Annotated in this window: 16 protein-coding genes; 1 reads left to right on the plus strand and 15 read right to left on the minus strand. The window is 55.3% G+C overall.

From position 1 onward, the window contains the following. Window positions 1-93 precede the first annotated feature (93 nt). The 11 genes from HKD40_RS09845 to HKD40_RS09895 form a co-directional block, all read right to left on the minus strand. Window positions 94-456 (minus strand): methylglyoxal synthase, encoded by a 363-nt coding sequence (locus HKD40_RS09845; protein WP_169195568.1) that lies wholly within the window; start codon window positions 454-456, stop codon window positions 94-96. A 71-nt stretch (window positions 457-527) separates the two neighbouring features. Continuing rightward, complete coding sequence (locus tag HKD40_RS09850; RefSeq protein WP_248305997.1) at window positions 528-2,144, minus strand: globin-coupled sensor protein; 1,617 nt, start codon at window positions 2,142-2,144, stop codon at window positions 528-530. A gap of 185 nt (window positions 2,145-2,329) precedes the next feature. Continuing rightward, a complete protein-coding gene (locus HKD40_RS09855) occupies window positions 2,330-4,045 on the minus strand; it encodes a methyl-accepting chemotaxis protein (protein WP_248305998.1) in 1,716 nt (571 codons plus the stop codon). A 263-nt stretch (window positions 4,046-4,308) separates the two neighbouring features. After that, window positions 4,309-6,351 carry a methyl-accepting chemotaxis protein gene (locus HKD40_RS09860; protein ID WP_169195571.1) on the minus strand — a complete coding sequence of 681 codons (2,043 nt, stop codon included), beginning with the start codon at window positions 6,349-6,351 and terminating at the stop codon, window positions 4,309-4,311. 197 nt (window positions 6,352-6,548) lie between these two features. Beyond that, on the minus strand, window positions 6,549-8,624 hold the full coding sequence (locus HKD40_RS09865) for a methyl-accepting chemotaxis protein (RefSeq protein WP_248305999.1): 2,076 nt from the start codon (window positions 8,622-8,624) through the stop codon (window positions 6,549-6,551). A gap of 158 nt (window positions 8,625-8,782) precedes the next feature. After that, window positions 8,783-11,284, minus strand: coding sequence for a methyl-accepting chemotaxis protein (locus HKD40_RS17890; RefSeq protein ID WP_248306000.1), 2,502 nt, complete (start codon window positions 11,282-11,284; stop codon window positions 8,783-8,785). Window positions 11,285-11,529: 245 nt separating this feature from the next. Then, the gene (locus HKD40_RS09875; RefSeq protein ID WP_169195573.1) at window positions 11,530-11,919 is read right to left on the minus strand and encodes a response regulator; all 390 of its coding nucleotides are present in this window, start codon (window positions 11,917-11,919) and stop codon (window positions 11,530-11,532) included. Window positions 11,920-12,014: 95 nt separating this feature from the next. Continuing rightward, the gene (locus HKD40_RS09880; protein ID WP_169195574.1) at window positions 12,015-13,067 is read right to left on the minus strand and encodes a chemotaxis response regulator protein-glutamate methylesterase; all 1,053 of its coding nucleotides are present in this window, start codon (window positions 13,065-13,067) and stop codon (window positions 12,015-12,017) included. Then, a complete protein-coding gene (locus tag HKD40_RS09885) occupies window positions 13,068-13,907 on the minus strand; it encodes a protein-glutamate O-methyltransferase CheR (protein WP_169195575.1) in 840 nt (279 codons plus the stop codon). A gap of 23 nt (window positions 13,908-13,930) precedes the next feature. Continuing rightward, complete coding sequence (locus tag HKD40_RS17895; protein ID WP_248306001.1) at window positions 13,931-15,334, minus strand: methyl-accepting chemotaxis protein; 1,404 nt, start codon at window positions 15,332-15,334, stop codon at window positions 13,931-13,933. A 199-nt stretch (window positions 15,335-15,533) separates the two neighbouring features. Further along, window positions 15,534-16,124 (minus strand): chemotaxis protein CheD, encoded by a 591-nt coding sequence (locus HKD40_RS09895; RefSeq protein ID WP_169195577.1) that lies wholly within the window; start codon window positions 16,122-16,124, stop codon window positions 15,534-15,536. Window positions 16,125-16,285: 161 nt separating this feature from the next. Here HKD40_RS09895 and HKD40_RS09900 point away from each other — a divergent pair, with 161 nt between their 5' ends. Continuing rightward, window positions 16,286-16,639: a hypothetical protein gene (locus HKD40_RS09900; RefSeq protein WP_169195578.1), complete on the plus strand. Its 354-nt coding sequence runs from the start codon at window positions 16,286-16,288 to the stop codon at window positions 16,637-16,639. Window positions 16,640-16,747: 108 nt separating this feature from the next. Here the strand turns inward: HKD40_RS09900 and HKD40_RS09905 are convergent, their stop codons facing one another. The 4 genes from HKD40_RS09905 to HKD40_RS09920 all read right to left on the minus strand — a co-directional run bounded on the left by HKD40_RS09905 (window position 16,748) and on the right by HKD40_RS09920 (window position 20,349). Continuing rightward, entirely contained in the window at window positions 16,748-17,236 is a 489-nt protein-coding gene (locus HKD40_RS09905; protein ID WP_169195580.1) for a chemotaxis protein CheW, read from the minus strand. 86 nt (window positions 17,237-17,322) lie between these two features. Continuing rightward, complete coding sequence (locus HKD40_RS09910; protein ID WP_169195581.1) at window positions 17,323-19,611, minus strand: chemotaxis protein CheA; 2,289 nt, start codon at window positions 19,609-19,611, stop codon at window positions 17,323-17,325. A gap of 85 nt (window positions 19,612-19,696) precedes the next feature. Continuing rightward, the gene (locus HKD40_RS09915) at window positions 19,697-20,062 is read right to left on the minus strand and encodes a response regulator (protein WP_169195583.1); all 366 of its coding nucleotides are present in this window, start codon (window positions 20,060-20,062) and stop codon (window positions 19,697-19,699) included. Further along, a complete protein-coding gene (locus HKD40_RS09920) occupies window positions 20,059-20,349 on the minus strand; it encodes an STAS domain-containing protein (RefSeq protein ID WP_169195585.1) in 291 nt (96 codons plus the stop codon). The genes HKD40_RS09915 and HKD40_RS09920 overlap by 4 nt, the downstream gene beginning before the upstream one ends. Between the last annotated feature and the right edge of the window lie 48 nt (window positions 20,350-20,397).

Here is a 20,397-nt window from a genome sequence, read left to right on the forward strand (position 1 = left end):
ATGTTCCTGAACAAACTATTGCGCCCGGTTATTCCGAGCTGTCTTCAGGCATCTGTTCATACGATTGCGAACCGGTCAACCGGGGCCACTTAGTCAAAGTGCAGCCAATACCGCATCAGCTGTCGATTTATTATTGGCAAAGGGCACGTCGTATAACGTCGCTAGGCGGTTTAGCGCTTTGATATCAACATCATGAGGTTGCGCTGACAGGGGATCAATAAAGAAGATCAACATGTCCAAGCGCCCTTCGCAGATCATTGCACCAAGCTGTTGATCGCCGCCGAGAGGCCCAGATTTAAGCAGTTTAACGTCAAGACCGGTTGCGGCCATAATACGGCTACCGGTTGTCCCGGTGCCCCAGAGCTCGTGTTGAGCCAGCTTGTCCTTATGAACCTCCGCCCACCGGCAGAGGTCATCTTTTTTGTCGTCGTGGGCCACAAGGCCAATATGCGCCATAAGAAGTCTCCGTTGCTCTCTTTTAGCCCTTAAAAGGGGACAGCGAGCAACGGATATTCGTTGAGCAGGGGTTAGAATTCATCCCAGTTATTGGCGAGCGCGGTATTCCCACTCGTTTGGAGTGGAGCGCCCCCACGTCTGCGGCGCTGTTCGCTCGCCGGCGCGCGCCCGGCACGATCATTCAGGCGGAACACATCCACGATCACATCAAGCTCGCTCGCCTGAGCTTCGGTCTGCTCAATGGCAGCATTGGTTTCTTCAACCAGTGCTGCATTGTGCTGGGTCATCTCGTCCATCTGGCGGACAGCCGTGGTCACTTCGCGAAGAGCGGTCGATTGCTCACGATTAGCCAGCGCGATCGAGTCAATTAGGCTCGCGCTCTCTTCAGCACCGCCCTGTATCGCCTCAAGGGTTTCGGCCGCCTTAGACACCAGCAAATTGCCGCCGCGAACTTCGTTCGCACTCGCTTCAATAAGCGTCTTCACTTCGGCGGAAGCATTGGCTGTGCTCTGCGCCAAGCGACGAACTTCAACCGCAACCACGGCGAACCCCTTACCCGCTTCACCAGCACGCGCGGCTTCGACAGAGGCGTTCAGTGCCAACAAATTGGTTTGGAACGCGATGTCATCGATCATGCCAATGATGTTGGAGATTTTCGCAGACGACTGACGAATTGCGTCCATTGCCTTGGTCGCGTCGGCCATCACATTGCCGCCTTCAATGGCGTCCTGAGCGACAGAGCGCGCCTTCCCGCTGGCGTCATTTGCGCGGGTAGCATTTTCCAAGACTGCTGCCGACAACTGCTCAACGGAGGCAGATGTTTGTTCAATCGCAGCTGCCTGGCGTGTCGTGCGATCGGCCAGATCGTTGGTGCCAGCCAAGATTTCACTCGTAGCCGTCTTCAGCGAGCGCGATGTATGCTGGAGCTGGCCAACAATGTCGGCAAGCTTGTCCACCACCGCATTAGTATCCTGCTTGAGTTGATCAAACTGCGGGTCCAGATCTTCCGTAACGCGCTGGGTCAGATCACCGGTCGCAACACCGCGCAAAACCTTACCCGTAGCATCCATCGCCTGATGAATTTTCTCGCGGGACGCCGCTTCAGCTTCCTGCGCATCCGAGGTGAGCTTATCGAAATAGGCCGTCACACCAATGTCGATGTCGATCAGCATCGACTTCATCATCGCGACAACCTTGTCGGAAACGTCGGCCGCGCCTGCCATGACCTGATCGCAGCTCGGTGGCACCATACGGCCAAAGCGCCCCTTCTTGGGCTGCATGACCTCGGTCATCAAATCCTGGACGACATTCTTGAGCAAGGTTTCAAAAATAACGCCATAACCACCAATGTGCCAGCGCGGCTCCAACCCGATCAGGGCGTGCCGCAAGCCAACCTTGGCGCTATTTTCCATATATTCGGCGTCAAGCTGACCAGCGGCAATCGCGCTCCAATGGCCAATTTGACGTGACTTGGCGCGATCCATGTGCGGGCGACCACCACCGAAGAAACGGGCCACTTCAGGTTCTTTAGCGACCTTGTCATAAAAATGATCCAGCGCTGGACCGACATGCTTTTCAATGGTTGGCCGAATACTGGCCAGCTGCGCACGCGCATCTTTGTTCAGGTCAATAAAGTCCAGGCGAGTTTGCAGCGCGGCAGGAATGTTCGAAGGCAAGTCAGACACCATAGTTTAGATCCGCTGGATCAGTTCACCATTCCAGATGCGAACATCTTGATCTGGATCAACCAACCCACAGCGCTAAACGACGAGGGTAAACACGGAGTTATTTACCGCTCGTGAAATGGGAAAAATCAAAGATTTAGGTGCAGAACCGCGCAGTCGCCGCCCACTGCTGCGACAACACCTGTGCTTTACTCTGCAGCACGCAGGCTTTGCTGAAACGCGTGCTCTGCTGTGCCCGCCCCGTCGCTTTTAAATACGGCAACCAGATCATCCAGGGCTGCCGCTTGTGTTTCAGTTTGCTCAATAGCAGCGTTGGTCTCTTCGACGAGCGCGGCATTGTGCTGGGTCATCTCATCCATCTGCCGCACGGCGACAGATACCTCGACCAAGGAGGCAGATTGCTCCCGGTTCGCAGTGGCAATTTCGTCGATGAGTGTTGCGCTCTCTTCGGCGCCTTTGACAATGTCCGCGAGACGATCAGCCGCCTTTGATACCAATTGCGATCCGCCGCGCACCTCGCCCTCGCTGGCCTCGATCAAAACTTTAACATCTGACGACGCTTGCGCAGCCGACTGAGCGAGCCGCCGCACTTCAATAGCAACAACGGCAAACCCCTTGCCGGCTTCGCCAGCCCGTGCTGCCTCAACCGAGGCGTTGAGTGCCAGAAGGTTGGTCTGGAAAGCAATGTCATCAATGAGACCGATGATTTTCGAGATTTTGGTCGACGATGCCTCGATCGCGGTCATGGCCTCGGTTGCCCGACCCATCACTGTCCCACCATCGATTGCCACAGAGACCACGTGACGCGCTTTTTCGTTGGCACTGGCGGCACGCTTAGCGTTTTCAGTGACAGCTCCTGTGAGTTGCTCCACCGAGGCCGATGTTTCTTCAATGGTGGCCGCTTGCCGGGTCGTGCGTTCTGAGAGGTCGTTGGCCCCCGAGAGGATTTCACCCGTGGCAATTTTTAACGAGCGCGAGGTGGTACGCATTCCCTCAACGATCTCCTGCAACCGCCCAAGCGATGAGTTGAACGCGTGACGCAAGGCCTCATACTGGCCTGTATAAACGTGATCGATATGGCCAGATAAATCGCCCTGCGCCATCATTCGTAGGCTTTTTGTGAGTTCGTTTATGACGCCCTCGGCACGCTTGCGCTCGCTAATGTCGGTGGCAAACTTGACAATTTTCGAGACGCGACCAGCGGCATCGAGCACAGGGTTATAGCTCGCCTGGATCCACACTTCTTTCCCGCCCTTACCGAACCGCTGGAACTCGGCTGCCACATATTCGCCGGACCGCAAGCGCTGCCAGAACTGAGCGTATTCGTTCGTCCTTGTGTAAGCGGGATCACAAAACATGGAATGATGTTTTCCCGCGATCTCGGCCAAACTGTAGCCGAGCGTCGTGAGAAAATTGGCGTTGGCAGTGATGACAGTGCCGTCAAGGTTAAACGATATCACGGCCTGCACGCGTGAGATCGCTTCGATTTGAGCTGCATGGTCAGCCGCCATCTGTCGCTGCTCGGTAATATCGGTGGCGAACTTAATCACCTTTACTGGCCGACCGTTCGCATCGAATACCGGACTGTAGCTGGCTTGTATCCAAACCTCCCGCCCACCCTTACCAAAGCGTTGGAAGGCGTCGGATTTGAACTCACCTTTGCCGAGGTCAGCCCAGAAGTTTTTGTATGCTGGACTTTTTACGTATTCGGGGGCGCAAAACATGGAGTGGTGCTTGCCCCGCACTTCATCGAGCCCATACCCCAAGGCCTTTAGGAAGTTCTCGTTTGCGGTGATGATCGTGCCATCGAGTTCAAACTCGATAACTGCCTGACTTCTCAGCAGAGCCGCAAGTTTGGCTGCGTCGTCCTTGCTACTGTTCTGCCCAAAAGAAAACCGTCTCATGCCCATGCCCCTTTGGACCGGCGGCACACCGGCCGTGCACGAAAAGACTGGAGGAGGATGGTTAACTAAGACTTTTGTGGCGCTGGTCCGCCCAGCGCCACTTCCAGGTGAGTGCGGCGTTAGCCACTCAAGTTCTGTTAGCTAACAGCGATCTTTTTTGTTCAAGGGCAGTCAGTAAGTTCGCCGTTAACTAGGCATTAACCATAAATACAAAAAGAGGGCGCCGTGGCGCCCTCAATGGGAAATCTTGGATTCAACGATGCTTAGAACTCGCTCCAGTCGGCGTTCAGCGCTGTGCCGCCCTGGCTGAGGTAAGAGCGTGCCGCACTCTTAACGCGGTCACGCTGAACCGGAGCCGAACCCGCCGCTTCACGTTTCGCGGGTGCAGCCCGCTTTTGCTCAGACTGTTGGATTGTAAACACATCCACAACACGGTCGAGTTCGCTAGCCTGTGCTTCGGTCTGCTCGATGGCAGCATTCGTCTCTTCCACAAGAGCCGCGTTATGCTGAGTCATTTGATCGAGCGTTCGCACTGCGACACCGACTTCGTCAATTGCAGCGGCCTGGGCCTTGCTGGCCTTGGCAATCGACTGCATCAGGACGGCATTCTCGGTCACCGCGCCCAGCATTGCCTTAAGCTGCTTGGCTGCACTCGACACGAGATCCGAGCCTGATTTGACTTCCTTTGCACTGGTTTCGATCAGTGCCTTCACTTCGGCCGAAGCCTCAGCTGCAGACTGCGCTAGACGACGCACTTCGACAGCGACCACCGCAAAGCCCTTGCCCGCTTCGCCCGCACGCGCCGCTTCAACCGAAGCATTCAGTGCCAGCAAATTGGTCTGGAAGGCAATGTCATCTATCATGCCCACAATGTTGGAAATCTTGGCGGAAGACTGAGCAATGCGATCCATCGCGTCATTTGCCGTTTCCATCATCTTTCCGTTGCGCTCCGCATCGGCGGACACAGCATTGGCCGAAGCGTTGGCGTCGTCAGCCATGCGGGCGTTATCCTGCACGGTGCTTGCCAGCTGTTCCATCGCAGCAGAGGTTTGCTCGATCGTCGCCGCCTGTTTGGTGGTGCGTTCGGACAAATCATTGGTGCCGGAGAGCAGTTCGCCAGTTGCTGTCTTGAGCGTACGCGAGGTTTCTCGCAGCTGCCCGATAACATCCGAGAGGCTCTCTGCCACGGCGTTGGTGTCTTCTTTGAGCTTGGCAAACGAACCCTGGTACTGACCGTTCATACGGCGGGTGAAGTCGGCCTTGGCCATCGCCGCCAGCACATCGCCGGTCTCGCCGATACCACGGTCGACAGTCTCAACCAGCGAGTTGACACTAGCGGCCAGAGCATTGAGCTCACGATCAGGGAATTCGGCATGAACGCGCTTGGTGAAGTCGCCAGCAATAGCGGCGTCCACCACTTCGCCAAAAGCCGCCTGCAACTCGACCATCATGTCGGTGCGCTCGATACGGCGGCGCTCCGAAGCAGCGCGTTCTTCTTCCGTCATAGCGTTCACACGCAGACCATTTTCGCGGAAAACCTCGACCGCACGCGCCATATCACCAACTTCATTGGTGTACTGAACATAGGGTACATCGGTTTCGTACGCGCCCTTGGCGATCGCGTTCATGGTCGTTGCCAGCTTGGGAATGGTCGACATGATCATCGACGAAACCAGATAGCCGAGCACACCCAGAACAACCAAGGTGACCGCGCCAACAATCAGCAAAATCCACAATGTCTGCTGAATGCCAGCTTCGATTTGATCCTTATCGAGGCCGACAAAGATGACGCCGATGACGTCGTTCTGGTGATTTGTGATCGCCTGATAGCCGATATAGTAGCCAACGTCGCCATAGGAACCCTCGCCCCGATAGGAACCGCTGGTCACAACCGGGTTATAGGCAGGGTCGGTTTCCGCAAATGTCGATCCTAGGCTACGTTCTCCGCTTTCCTCTACAAAGCTCGATGTCAGAACGTTCAGTGGCTGGCCCGCTTGTTCCGCGCCGTAAATCATCGCTGTGCCACCGGTAAGACGGACAACAGAGTCGATGATGTTGTGGTTGATGAAAACACGCGGCATCGAAAATGCTGTCACGCGGCTCACGCTGCCATCTTCATTCCACTCGACCTTGGTCGAGGCCATCTCGCTGCTGATCAGAGAAACAGCGGTGCGCATATGGTTCTCGAGCGTGACCATTGCGTCAGCGCGAGATTGATTGCTCAGCGTAATATATGTGGCCGTACAGACAGCTGCCGTCGATAAAAGAATGCCCGAAATCACCAATGTGGCGATGAGAGCGGTCATGCGGATTTTGCCGAAAATTTGCATAGCTATAGACCAGTCCCCAATATGTTCCCGCCCTCCGACCCCACGTTCCAAAGGCGGTTGAGCTGTTTAACCCCAAACTAGGATAAAGGGGCTTAACCAACTGTTATTACGGAAAAAATAACGCGAGCCATCGCTGACCCGCGTTAAAGATTAAACACTCATAGACACTGACGTTAGAAGTCGTTCCAATCTTGCGAGACCGCAAGATTTCCTTGAGAACTTGGGCCACGAGAGGAATATTGACGCGACGGGCGCTCAGTCGCCGTAGGCCTCATTACGCTCGCTTCACTACGATGATGCGCAGGTGCAACTACAGCATCGACAGCGAAGACTTCGACAATCAAGTCAAGTTCATTCGCCTGCGATTCAGCCTGAGCAATAGCGGCGTTAGTCTCTTCGACCAAGGCAGCGTTATGCTGGGTCATTTCATCGAGCTGACGCACCGCGGAACTGACTTCCTCAATGGAATTTGCCTGCTCCGAACTCTGCTGAGCTATGGTCTCCAGCGCCTTGGTATTTTCGCGGATCGCGTCCAGCACGCTCGCAAGCTTGCTTGCCGCGTCATTGACGAGCTTGGAGCCAGTTGCGACTTCAGAGCTGGACTGATCGATCAATACCTTGACCTCGGACGAGGCTTGCGCCGCCGACTGAGCCAAACGGCGCACTTCTACCGCAACCACGGCAAACCCCTTGCCAGCCTCGCCAGCACGTGCGGCTTCCACCGAAGCGTTCAGCGCCAACAAATTGGTTTGGAAGGCGATATCGTCGATCAAACCGATGATGTTGGAAATCTTGGACGAAGACTGAGTGATCCGGTCCATCGCCTCATTGGCCGATTCCATTACGCGGCCGCCCTCTTCTGCGGTCTTGGTGACCTTGGAGGCATTCTGGCTCGCAATGCTCGCCCGCTCCGCATTTGAAAGCACTGTGGAGGCGAACTGCTCCATAGCCGCGGATGTTTCCTCAATCGTCGCAGCCTGACGTGTGGTGCGCTCCGACAGGTCATTCGCCCCTGAGAGGAGTTCGCCGGTTGCATTCTTGATAGAGCCGGACGTGTGGCGAAGCTGGCTAACGACCTCGCCGAGCTTGTCAGCAACGGCATCTGTATCTTCACGCAGCTTGGCGAAAGCGCCTTCGAATTCACCTTCCATGCGAAGGGTAAAATCAGCCTCGGCCATGGCAGAGAGCACTGTGCCAATTTCACTGACACCGTGATCAAAGGCACCAACGAGCTTGTTTACGCCTCCAGCCAGAGCATTGAGCTCTGCGTCTGGGAACTCTGTCTTAACGCGACGCGAGAAGTCTCCAGCAATAGCGGCATCCACGACCTGCCCGAAGGCATCTTGCAAATTGGCCATCATCGCGCGACGAGCATCCTCATCAGCCACGATACGCGCAGCTTCCGCTTCAGTCATTTGGCTAACGCGCAGACCATTTTCGCGGAAGACTTCGACCGCGCGGGCCATTGCCCCCACTTCGTTCTTGAAGCCGGTATAGGGCACCTCGATGTCGTAATTGCCCTCGGCAATCACATCCATAGTCTTTGCCAAACGCGGTATGGGTCGAGAAATGAGGCGCGATGAGACAAAACCCAACAGAGCAAAGACGATGGTGACGGGAATACCGACCATGCCAATAACGCCGAGAACCTCGCCTGCAGCAGCATTGACGTTTGCCATTGGCGTGCCAACCAAGATAGCACCCATCATGTCACCCTTGGTGCCAACAATAGGCTGAATGGCGACAAGGTAAGGCACGCCCTGCAAAGTCATCTGCGAGCGAATGGTTTCACCTTGCCCGAGCAAGGCAAGAGTTGGATCGCCACTGGTAATCTTCGCATCTATAGCGCGAGACCCATCGGCCGCCAGGAGTGTCGTGGTCTTAGCGACCAGATCCCCGGTCTCCTTTTCCAAAACATAGATAGCGGCGTCTTGCTTGGTGACGCGGCTCACGCTGTCGATGACATCGTTGTCGTAAAAAGGCGGCACAGCCCAGCTTTGGAAAGAAACAATGCTTCCATCCTCTGCCATGGTCAAAATGGAGCCCGATATTCGGCGCTCTAAAATGGTCGCTGCAACAGCAAGATTGGTGTCTTGCTGTATTTCGCTCTCGTCGATCGAGCGCTGATGCATGGTCAGGTAAAGTGTATGAGATATAGCACCAACCGAGCCAATGATTGAGACCATGACGAGGAGCAAAATGCTCGTAGTCATGCGCACACTGCCAAGCAGTTGAGAGATTTTTTTCATGTCTGTCCCCCACGGCCAAGCGCGGACATATCGCTCATTGGCCCATTGCGGCAAACCTTAAGTCAAACACCTTACTGAATAGTTCCAAACTACTCTCATCGGCTATTTTTATCAGATTTGCCTATTTTTGTTATTGCGATCCGGCCCCCGCATCGCAATCAAAACTCCCGCCACTCCTCTTCGAAAGCAGCATTGCTAGGCCGCAGATAGCTCCGAGCCTTGCGAGACAGATTGGCTTGCAATCCGCGCACGCCCGCCATTGTCGCGAGGCTTGCAGTGGGCTCCTGGCGCTGACGATTGCTGATCGCAAATATATCAACAATACGATCCAGTTCGCTGGCTTGGTTTTCCGTTCTCTCGATCGAAGCATTCATTTGCTCAACCAGTGCAGCGTTACTCTGAGTCATCTCGTCCATCGTGCGGACCGCAGAATTGACCTCCTCAATGGACGAGGCCTGTTCACGGCTTTGCACCGCAATGCCATTCATCAACGCGCTGGATGATCGAGCGGCGGTAAGAATATTCTGAAGATGATGTGCCGCGTCAGCCACCAGGCGCGAGCCACCCTTCACCTCTTGCGCACTCTGTTCGACCAATTGTTTGACGTCGGAAGACGCCTGAGCCGCAGACTGAGCCAAACGGCGAACCTCGACGGCAACGACGGCAAAACCCTTACCAGCCTCGCCCGCGCGGGCCGCCTCGACCGAGGCATTGAGTGCAAGCAGATTGGTTTGGAACGCAATATCGTCGATCAACCCGATGATATTTGAAATCTTGGACGAAGACTGAGTAATGCGCTCCATGGCCTCCGTCGCCTTGCCCATTACCTGACCGCCTTGTTCAGCGGTTTGAGTAACTGAGCTCGCTACATCACTCGCTTCGCTCGCGCGATTGGCATTCATCAACACCGTGGACGCCAACTGATCCATTGTAGCCGACGTTTCTTCGATAGTTGCTGCCTGGCGCGTGGTGCGCTCGGAAAGGTCATTCGCGCCAGAGAGTATCTCGCCTGTTGCCGTTTTCAGCGTGCCAGATGTCGAACGCAACTGCCCAACGATGTCAGTCAGTTTATCAGCGACTGCGTTGGTGTCATTCTGCAGGCGCGCGAACGCTCCTTCGTAGTCGCCCTCCATCCGAAGGGTCAGATCGGTCTGCGCCAGTGCCGAAAGCACTTTCCCAGTTTCAGCTATGCCGCGATCGACGGTTTCGACCAGTTCGTTGACAGCATGTGCGAGTGCATTGAGCTCGTCATCAGGAAATTCTGCCCCGACACGCTGCCCAAAGTCACCTGAAGTTGCTGCCGACACCACTCGTCCAAACGCCCGTTGCAGCTGCTGCATCATTTGTGCACGTTCTGCCTGGCTTGAAATAATACGTGCGGCCTCTGCCTCGGTCATTTCGCTGACACGCATAGCATTGGCTCGGAAAACTTCGACGGAACGCGCCATTGCGCCAATTTCATCGCCGCGATCCGCTCCTTCGACCTCAGAATCGAGACGTCCGCCCGCGAGTTCGTCCATCGTCCTCGTGAGTTTACTGATGGGTTGGCTGATGCTGCGGGCGAACACCAAGCCGAGCACCGCCGCAATGCCCAACAAGGCACCACCGATTAAAAGCGTCGAGTTGCGCATCTCGTCGACCGCTGCGTAGGCTTCCTTCTCGGGCTGCACAGCTACAACAGCCCAATCCACGCCGTTGACGGATATGGCTTGCGCCCGCACGACCATGGCCGCATTGCGGTAACTATTGGAAATGCCTTCGGCGCTACTGCCCGCAAAGGCAGCTGCGATCAGAGGGGTGTCGAGCGCAGTGTTGAGCACATCAAGCTCTTCTGTGTGGACACTTTCGCTGCGCAAAAGTCCGTCCTTGCCAACAACCACAACCTCCCCGCTTTCCCCCAATCCGGAAAGGGCACCAACGCGTGCGCTCATCGCATCGGGAGCGATCGACAAGACCATGACACCGACGTTCTGGTCACGCTCAAACACAGGCATCGCCATAAAACTCTGCGGCGTACCGGTCGGCGAATAGAGCGAAAAATCGACAAAGCTGGCTTGACCATCCTTAAGCTCTCGTGCGCTGGCAAAGGCCTTCCCTAGGCCAGACTCCTGAGAAGCGCGATCTGTCAGCACATTGTTGGCAAAATCGTCGTTCTTGGCGACCGAGTAAACCACATCGCCGGACGCGCTGATCAACAAAACGTCTGAGTAGCCGCGCTCTTGCTGCAGTGTTCGGAAGCCGGGATGATACCGCTTGTGGGGCGCGTCGTAAGTTGCCCCTTTGGGGGTACTGTCGGTCGCCGCGCGATTTTCGGGCGTCGGATTTTCGGTAATATAGGCGACCTTGAGTTGGGCAGCGGCTTTCTCTGCCAAGCCCATCCGCAGCTCATCGAGCGCCCGAGTTAGGTTTTTGGTGGCTGTGACCGTATCGGACCGCTGCACGAACAGGCGCAAATCCACTTCAGCTGCAGTGAAATAGTCGCTGACTTGCGTCGCGGCCGTGCTGAGAGAGGCCTGCATGGACAGGTCCCGCTGCGACTGCACGGTGTTCAAACCAATAAAATAGCTCGCAAAACCAACGCCAGCGCTAACTACCAATGCTGAACCAACGACAGCAAGCGGCAGCTTCTGCGCAACTTTAAGTTGCGGAAACAATCCCATAACGCCCCCCATACCTGCCCGAGCCCAATCGATAAGCGCAAACCTCCAGCGCTTATCTCAGACCCCGCAGTATATTTTGCTCATCATCTCCATGAGCATGGTAACGATATAAGTCTCACCTTAAGCACTTCTTACAATCGCGACGAAAGTGTGAAGTTTTGTCGCAGCAAGCTCATGACAGTCAAAGAAAAACACCCGGCCTTGGTAAGGCCGGGTGTGTACAAATCTTTGATTTAAAACCGCGTTTACGTCAGCGCGCCAATTACGGCTTCGATGCGCTTTTTCATCGTCGAAGCATCGAATGGCTTGATGATGTAATTGTTTACACCAAACGAAATGGCTTCCTTGACCTGTTCTTTGTCAGAACGGCCGGTTGCCATAATGAACGGCATAGCCGCTGTACGCGGATGCTTGCGAATGACCTTCAACAAGGTCAACCCGTCGATATCTTCCATGTTCCAGTCGGAAATGATCAGATCGACATTGGCCTTTTCGAGCTTGGTCAGAGCGTCGCGACCTGACTTGGCTTCAATAATGTCTTTGAAGCCAAGCTGAGTAAGAATGTACTTACAGATGCCGCGCATGGACTGCTGGTCATCGACGATCAGAACACTGACAGCGCTTGCCTTGGGCATGGACTTTAAACCTTCTACACGCCTTGGGGTGGAGCCCCAGAGTTTCCTTGGACCTTAGAGAACAAGGGTTACAATTATCTCAATCTTGACCGAAGCTACGCTGCTGATTTGAGCTTTGCCAGAGCGTTGGCGAGCTTTGTCGCGATCAGGTTAATACTAGCCTGCTCAACCACAGCGCCCTCTTCAAAGGCAACACGTGGCATGCCGTAGACCAGCGACGACGCCTGGTTTTGCCCAACAGTATAGGCACCCGCGTCACGCATCATTTTCAGGCCGCGAGCCCCATCGCGTCCCATGCCGGTCAGAATTGCCCCAACCGCCATATGACCGACGCTCTTCGCTACAGATTCAAACAGCACGTCCACACTTGGACGGTGTCCACTCGTCTGTGCTTCCTGCCCAAGGCGGCATTTCAGCTGCCCAGATGTCCGCTCGACACGCAGGTGATAGTCCCCTTTGGCAACGTAAGCGTGGCCCGGCTCAAGAACCATTCGGTCTTCAGCCTCCAGAACTTTTAACGCACAAAGCTCATCCAGTCGGGCGGCGAAACGTCCGGTAAAACCGGGCGGCATGTGTTGGGCAATGACAACCGGTGGACAATCAATTGGCAGATCAGACAAAACCGTCCGGATCGCCTCAACCCCACCCGTCGACGCGCCGATAGCGATCAACGCCCCCTTAGGGGCCGCAGCGGTGCGTAGGGCTTCTTTGCGCACCGGTTCTCCACGCGCAGCAGTTCGCCCACGAACGTCGGACTTGGCAGCTGCGCGGATTTTTTCGCGCAGACCGGCGCCGAAGGCCTCGAGCCCACCCGAGAACTCAGCGCTCGGCTTGGCGACGAAATCCACCGCGCCGAGTTCAAGCGCGAGAAGCGTTTCACTCGCCCCTTTTTTGGTCAAGGTTGAGACCATGACCACAGGCGTGGGGCGCAAGCGCATGAGTTTTTCGAGAAATGCCAACCCGTTCATGTTTGGCATTTCAATATCAAGCGTGACCACGTCGGGATTGAGTTGCTTGATCTTATCGCGCGCTTCCAGAGGATCCACTGCTGTGCCAACGACTTCGATATCACCCTCGCGGGTTAGCATCCGGCCGAGCACTTCGCGGATGAGCGCCGAGTCGTCGACGACCAAAACCTTGATGCTCATTTATGCAGCTCTTCTATTCAGTTTCTCGCGGGACTGGTAAATCGTCTTACCAACCAGCCGGAAAGCCTCACCACTCGTTCCCAGATTTTCTGAGTGCCCGATGTAGAGAAATCCCTCTGGCGCCAGCATTTTACCTAAGCGCGAGAACACCTCGCCTTGCGTCGGCTTGTCAAAGTAAATCGCGACGTTTCGGCAAAAAATCGCATCAAACGGGCCCTTCATCGGCCACTGGCCAATGAGGTTCAACTGCTTGAAGGAAATGAGTTCGCGGACCGCTTGCGGAACGCGGATCATGCCGTTGGATTTTTCGAAATGACGTGAGCGTTCGGCGCTCAACCCGGCCAATTCACTCTCTGGGTAGACACCCATCGACGCCTTCTGAATCACGGACGTGTCGATGTCTGTTGCCAGAATTTTAAAATCCCAACGCTTCAACTCAGGAAACGCCACCAAGAGGTCGAGGCCGATCGTGTAAGGCTCTTGACCTGTTGAGCAACCCGCCGACCATATGCGCAGACGCTGGCCGCGTGGACGCTCATTGATCAGATTGCCCACAAATTGGCGCAGATGATCAAAGTGATGGTCTTCGCGATAAAAGCGCGTCAAATTGGTCGTCAACGCATTGACGAACTCCTGACTATCCTCGGCCGAGCCCCCTTTTTCAAGGAAATCGACATAGGCGTCAAAACTGGGCAAACCATGAGCACGCAGGATCTTGGACAGGCGGGAAATAACCAGCGTCCGCTTCGCATCACTTAGAGAAATGCCAGCGACGGTGTAGACCCGCGCCTTGATCCGCGCGAACTCGCGTTCGCTCAGGGAATATTCTCCCTGCTCCATTTTTACCCTCTCCAGCCGGACTTCTATCCGGCGGCCCGCATCGGGGTGATCCCAAGGCGGCCATTAGCGGTCGTCCGGGCCAATTCTGCCCGGGTGGGCATGTCTGTGACGCTACCCTCTGTGTGCATAGTCGCCGACTCATTGCTTAGATTGCGTAAATTATCTTGCAGTGCCTTGGTGATATTTTGTAGCGCATCAGCCTCCTCAAGGCCCGCACGTGCCTGCGTCCGGCCCTGATCCGCGACAACACGTATGTCTTTGGCTGAACGATTGGTAAGCTTACTAAGCTGACGGACCTCGTCTGCCACAACGGCAAAACCCGCGCCTTTTTCACCGGCTCGCGCCGCTTCTACGGCCGCGTTGAGTGCGAGAAGATTGGTACGGAAAGAAACATCCTCAATCCCTGCCGTCATGCGATCAATCTCGGCAGTTAGACGGTCCAGCTCGGCGACAAATTCATGTGTCCGCTGTGCAGATTTGTCGGCTTGGCTGGCAAGAGAGCGCGCATCTCCTGCCTTGCGCGCGGCGTCTTGAACCCGCGCTTCCATTGCCTTGAGCTTTGTTACCCCCTCAGCCAAAGCTTGGCGTCCCAGATCAGCTTTCGCCTCAAACTCTCGCGCGCGCTCTTCAAACTGGCCAAGCAGTTGCTTGACTGTCGACAGCTTGGTCTCGAGCGCTTCGCGCGTGTTGATCTGATCATCATGGAAGTCGTCAAAGGCGGAAAGTAGATCTAGAACCTGTTGGCTCTGCTCGGCAAAAGGCAGATTTGGATTGCGGAGCTTTTCGCTCTTACCAGCTATGGTGCTTTGGAGCTGAGCTAAGCCTTCGCCCATCATGCCCAACGCCTCATTAATTGCCGACAGCCCGGGAGCGTGTTTGATAGACGAGACATCAAACCGGAAGCCGGTCTGCCCACTCGCCAAAGCGCCAGCTAACGCGTCCAAATCATCATGCTGGACCAACTGCCCGGTCGGTTTTATTTCGAGGGCGTAGCCACCACCTGGCAAGGAATAACGATTGGTATTCATACGAATACCACCGAGCATGAGGAAATCCCGTGTCGATGCGCCGGGCCCCAATACGGTCTCGATACTGTCTCCAACCTTAGCTGCGGGCACCAGCTCCCGTAGTCCGCGACTAAGGGCGGTCACCTTGCCGAAACTATCAACGATCGAAATCGCACTGTCCAAATGCACGAGTGCTTGCTGATAGCTGTGCGCAACCTCAACGCGCTGCGCTAGTCGCGCGCTCATCGCGGCGATTGTGTCGAGCTCATCAGCACGTTCGCTCAGACCAACGGTTTGTCCCAGTTTTGCGAGATCTCGTCGGCTGGTTTGCGCTAATCTATTGGCCAGAAACACGGACCCGGCGACACAAAAAGCGGCAGTTCCACCAACCGTGCTCAGCCAGAGAGAACCGGGTCCCATTGCAACATAAAGACCTGCGCTAAGCGCTCCACCGACCAACCACATTGCAGATGTAGAGACGGCCAGTCGCTGGAAGCAACCGGGTGATAATGAAGCGGGGGGCTGCACACTCTTGACCGTCATAGCGTTAACCATACGTCAAAAATGGTTAACCAATCCTATAGCCCCATGGTGGGCCGTAATTTCTGGGTAACAGCGGTTAAAAAAGTTCGATATCCACCGCTGGCGCAGGAACAACCACCCGACGACGTGCAATCGCCAATTCTTCTCTTGCAACGTTCGCACCGACATCGGCGTCAAGACGCTTTACAAAAGCTCTCCCAGAATGGGGCTTGAACAACACGCGGCGGGCATAGGACCCGCCCAGATCTTCACTCGTCGTTATATAACCTTCGTCATGGAGAAACGAACGGATGAACTCGATGTTCTTGGCGCCAACATCGTCCAATGTCGTCGCAATTTTGCCACCGCCGAAGACCTTGATCTCGAGGTTTGGCTTATACCCCGTGCCAGCAGACAAAACCTTGTTGATAAGCTGCTCCATGGCGAAGGCGCCATAGCGGGCAGAAGCACCAAACCGGTCTCGCGAAGACCCTGACTGCTCGGCGAGCAAAAAGTGGTTCATACCGCCAATATTAGCTACGCGATCCCGAACACAGGCGGAAATGCACGATCCCAACACGGTCGAAAAGGTCACATTCGGATCAGATGAGACATGGCAATCTCCCTGATGCACGGAGGTTACCACGCCACGATCGAATTCTGGCGGCAAGGAACTGGGGAGGACCATGAAAGTGGTATTACTCTTGAGGCTATTCCGTCATGATGATAGCGGACTAATGTTAGCCAAACGCTAACCACCCCTTACGAGCCTCCCCAAGTGTGCATCGGTGAAACGTGAGATTCAGAATTTCACGTTAGGGTGTGCTATCGGTGCCAGGAAGACTTTCAATGTCGCTGCAAAAACTCGCTAGAGAACTCGACGAGACCGGACGCCAGACGTCCGAAATGCTCGAAGGTATTTCGCAGGCGTTGACCCTACTCGCACAAAAGCCGCTTGGAGATGACCCTAAGGTGAAACAAGCCGTTCACCTGATCATCACCGCGCTGCAAGGACAGGACCGGATCGAGCAGCGGTGCCGCAATATCGCTCTTGCCGCTCGCCAGTTTGCTTTGCTGCCGCCCACTGCACCAGAAAGTGTCTATGTGGAGATATGGGAAAGCCTCACCCTGGATGAACTGCGCGTTCCAGAGCTTTCCGGAGTCGCTAGAAACCATTCGAGCGGCGACGCCGATTTGTTTTAAGGCTTTTCGGACGGCGCCCAACGGCGCCTTTCGCTCGCCTGACATCGACAACAAAAAAGGCGCCGGTCAGGGCGCCTAATTTTCCACAAAACTATATGTCGACGCTATTTATGCGTCTAGACGCGCACCGCTAACCACGGCGTGTAGATCGATGAGCCCAACCATACGGCTATCGTGGGTCACAATCCCATTGAGCAGCTCGGTATCGATCGCATTGCCTTCTGGCACATTGTGAATGTCGGCACGGTTGACGGTGAGAATATCACTCACAGCGTCAACGAGAATTCCGACCCACTTATCGCCAACACTCATCACCACCACGACATGGTTTTTGGTCGGCGAAGTTTGACCATCGCCAAAGCGTGCGCGCAGGTCAAAAATTGGTACAATGGTGCCACGCAGGTTGATCACGCCACGTACGAATTCACGGGTGTTTGGCAGCGGGGTTGCACCGTTCCAGGCGCGGATTTCGCGCACCGTGGTAATCTCCACACCATAGGTCTGATCGCCGATAGAAAATGCGATCAGCTGTAGAGTGTTTTGACCGGCAACAGCGGTGTTGTCGCCCATATCATCTCGAAGGCTCAATGATTCCATTGTTCTGGCCCTTTGCTGCCCTTCTGGGCGCCTAACAGAGGTTGAATTCTACACCCGAAGGTGACGACAATTTCTTAACGTGCTGACTACGCGGCATTCTGATGAAGTTGCGTCGTGCGCAGACCTTGCACGTCAACAATCAAAGCGACATTGCCGTCACCCAGAATAGTGCCCCCGGCGATGCCTTCGACGCGCTCGAAGTTCTCTTCGAGCGATTTGATAACAACTTGCTGCTGACCGATAATGTCGTCCACAACCAGCGCCAGCTTTTGACTGCCCTCGGTCTCACATAAGACAACAAACTGATCGTCCGGCTGTACTTCAGACGGAAGTCCAAAGCGCTGGCAAAGATCGGCCACCTGCACATATTCGCCACGCACCTGCAGCACGCGACCACCAGAAGGAACGCGGTCAAAACTTGCGCGCGAGCACTGGATCGTTTCAACAATCGAAGAGAGTGGGACCACGTAAGGGCTCCCGCCCAATCGCACCAGCATCACGTCAAGTACCGCCAGTGTCAGCGGCAGACGCAGGGTCATCCGCGTGCCCTTGCCAGTGCGGCTTCGGACGTGAACCGAACCACCAATCTTCTTGATGTTGGAGAGCACAACGTCCATGCCCACACCGCGACCAGAGATGTCGCTCACAGCATCTGCCGTCGAGAAACCAGGGGCAAAGATCAATTGATCAATTTGCTCATCGGTCGGCGTGAAGTCCGGCGCAACAATGCCCTTGTCGCGAGCCAGTTGCAGCACGCGCTCACGATTAATGCCGGCACCATCATCTTCGACGATGATCAGAATATTGCCACCTGCCTGCTCTGCCGAGAGACGAACGGTACCAAATTCGTTCTTACCAACGGCAAGGCGCTTTTCTGGCGACTCGATACCATGGTCTGCAGAATTGCGGATCATGTGGGTCAGCGGGTCTGAAAGCTGCTCAATAACCGTCTTATCGATTTCGGTGTTTTCACCGATGGTTTCGAGCTTGATCTTCTTGCCGGTTTTGAGGGCCAGCTCGCGCACGAGCCGCGGCATACGAGAAAACACCGATTTAACGGGTTGCGCACGGATCGCCATGACCGAGTCCTGAAGACCACGAGTGGTCTGCGCCAGAACTTCAAGACCACGGACCAGCTCAGTATAGCGTGCGCGCAGGGTCTCATCCATTTGCTGGGTCAGCATGGATTGCGTGATAACCAGCTCGCCCACCATGTTCACAACACGATCAACCTTGTCTAGGTCGACGCGGATCGACTGAACACCAGAAGGTCGGTGGCTTTCTTCTTGTTCGTTTGCCGCTGTCGGCGCTACAGCCGCAGGAGGCTTCGGCGCAGTTGGAGCAACGGGCCGCGCTGCAACCACAGGCGCTGCCGGCTTAATTTCAGCAGCAAGATCAAGGAAGCTTAGGCCCGCGTCTTCAGCGGCAGCAGGAACTTCAGCCTTCGCAGCGGATGGAACAACCACAGCCTTCTTGCTGGCCATTTCTTCTTCGGTGAGCGCCAAAAGGCTGGCAAAGTCTGCGTCTTCTTCTTCGTCGGCGACGATGGCTTGGACCGGAGCCACAGGTGCAGCACCGCCACGCGAGATGATGATTTCACAATCGCCGTCGACGAATTCGAAGACTTCGCGAATGGAGACTTCGCTGACGTCAGGCCCGCTCAGTGTGATCGTCCACGAGCAGTAGACAGCAAAAGGATCGAAATCCGCCAATTGCGAGATCTCAGCCAGATGCGCAGTGACGCTTATCTCGCCCAGTGCAGCAAGTTCGCGCAAGAGCAACAGCGGATCATTGGCACGCGCGTAAAGAGCGCGATGCGGCGTAAAACGTATAGACCAACTTCCGTCGACATCCTCCATCGGGGGGGCGTCAAACGTATCGTCGCTGGCGTCGTCTGTTCCGATGGAGACCATGACTGGCACAAACTCAAGGTCGAATTCTTCGACAATCTCGCCGCTGAGATCGTGTTCATCGTCGCTCGTAGAGGTGTCACCGCGCGCCAAAGCGTCAAAGCGGGACTTTTCTTCTGAGCCGTAATCGAGAGGAAGTTCTTCCCCCAATTGCGCCGCCTTCACATAATCCGCGACAATATCATTGGCACGGATACAGAGAGCTGCAACTTCATCGGTTAGCTCTACTCTGCCATCACGAACGTAATCGAGCAGGGTTTCATAGGCGTGCGCGAAGCCCACCAATGCAGAGAAGCCGAAAGCTCCTGCCCCGCCCTTGATCGAGTGAATGGCCCGGAAGACAGCATTGAGGCGATCGGAACCTCGCTCGCCTTCTTCAATGGCAGCAAACTGTTCTTCAAGCTCGGTGAGAAGCTCGGAACATTCGTCAAAATAGGTTGCCTTGAAATCGTCGAGATCACTCATACGCGCTCTTCGCCCCTTCTGGGCTCATCTGGCATTTGGTAGTCAAATGCCCGCAGAACGGTGTGTTCGGCGGACATATAGGGAGTTAGTGGACAACGCGGTTGATAACGGAGATCAGTTTTTCCGGGTCGAAAGGCTTAACGATCCAGCCGGTACCGCCAGCCGCCTTACCCTGATCGCGCTTATCCTGGCTCGTCTCAGTGGTAAGAATGAGAATTGGGAGGCTATTGTGCTGGCCGGTGGCGCGCACGTTCTTGATAAACTCAATGCCGTCCATGACGGGCATGTTGATGTCGGTGATGACAACATCGACGCTCTCATTTTTGAGAACATCAAGTCCCTGCTGGCCGTCTTCGGCTTGCAAGACCTCAAAGCCCGCATTGCTCAACGTGTGATGCAACATGGCCAAAATCGTTCGCGAGTCGTCGACGGTGAGTACACGCAGCGTCATTGTTCTATCATCCCCGAAAACCGGGCATTCAATCCCAGTCTCTCAATCGCAACACTCATGGCTGCGCTTACATTTTGAATGGCAAATCCAGTCTGCTGGACCTGTGCAGTCTCAGCTGCGCTCACCAAGAGAAACAGTGCATTGGTGGAAACACGTTCCACCGCAGATGCATCGACAACAACAGCGCCCAGGCCAATCGCGTCGATGAGGCGATCGCGTATGGTATCTAGCGTATCGAGGTCGATAATGGCTGGTAAGGCGACCGAAATGCTATTTGAAATGGCCATAGGCGAGACAAGCCCCCGAAGTCTTCACTTGCCATAATCGCCCGCACA

Origin of the sequence: Devosia sp. MC1541 (assembly GCF_012847305.1) — a bacterium.
GTDB lineage: Bacteria > Pseudomonadota > Alphaproteobacteria > Rhizobiales > Devosiaceae > Devosia.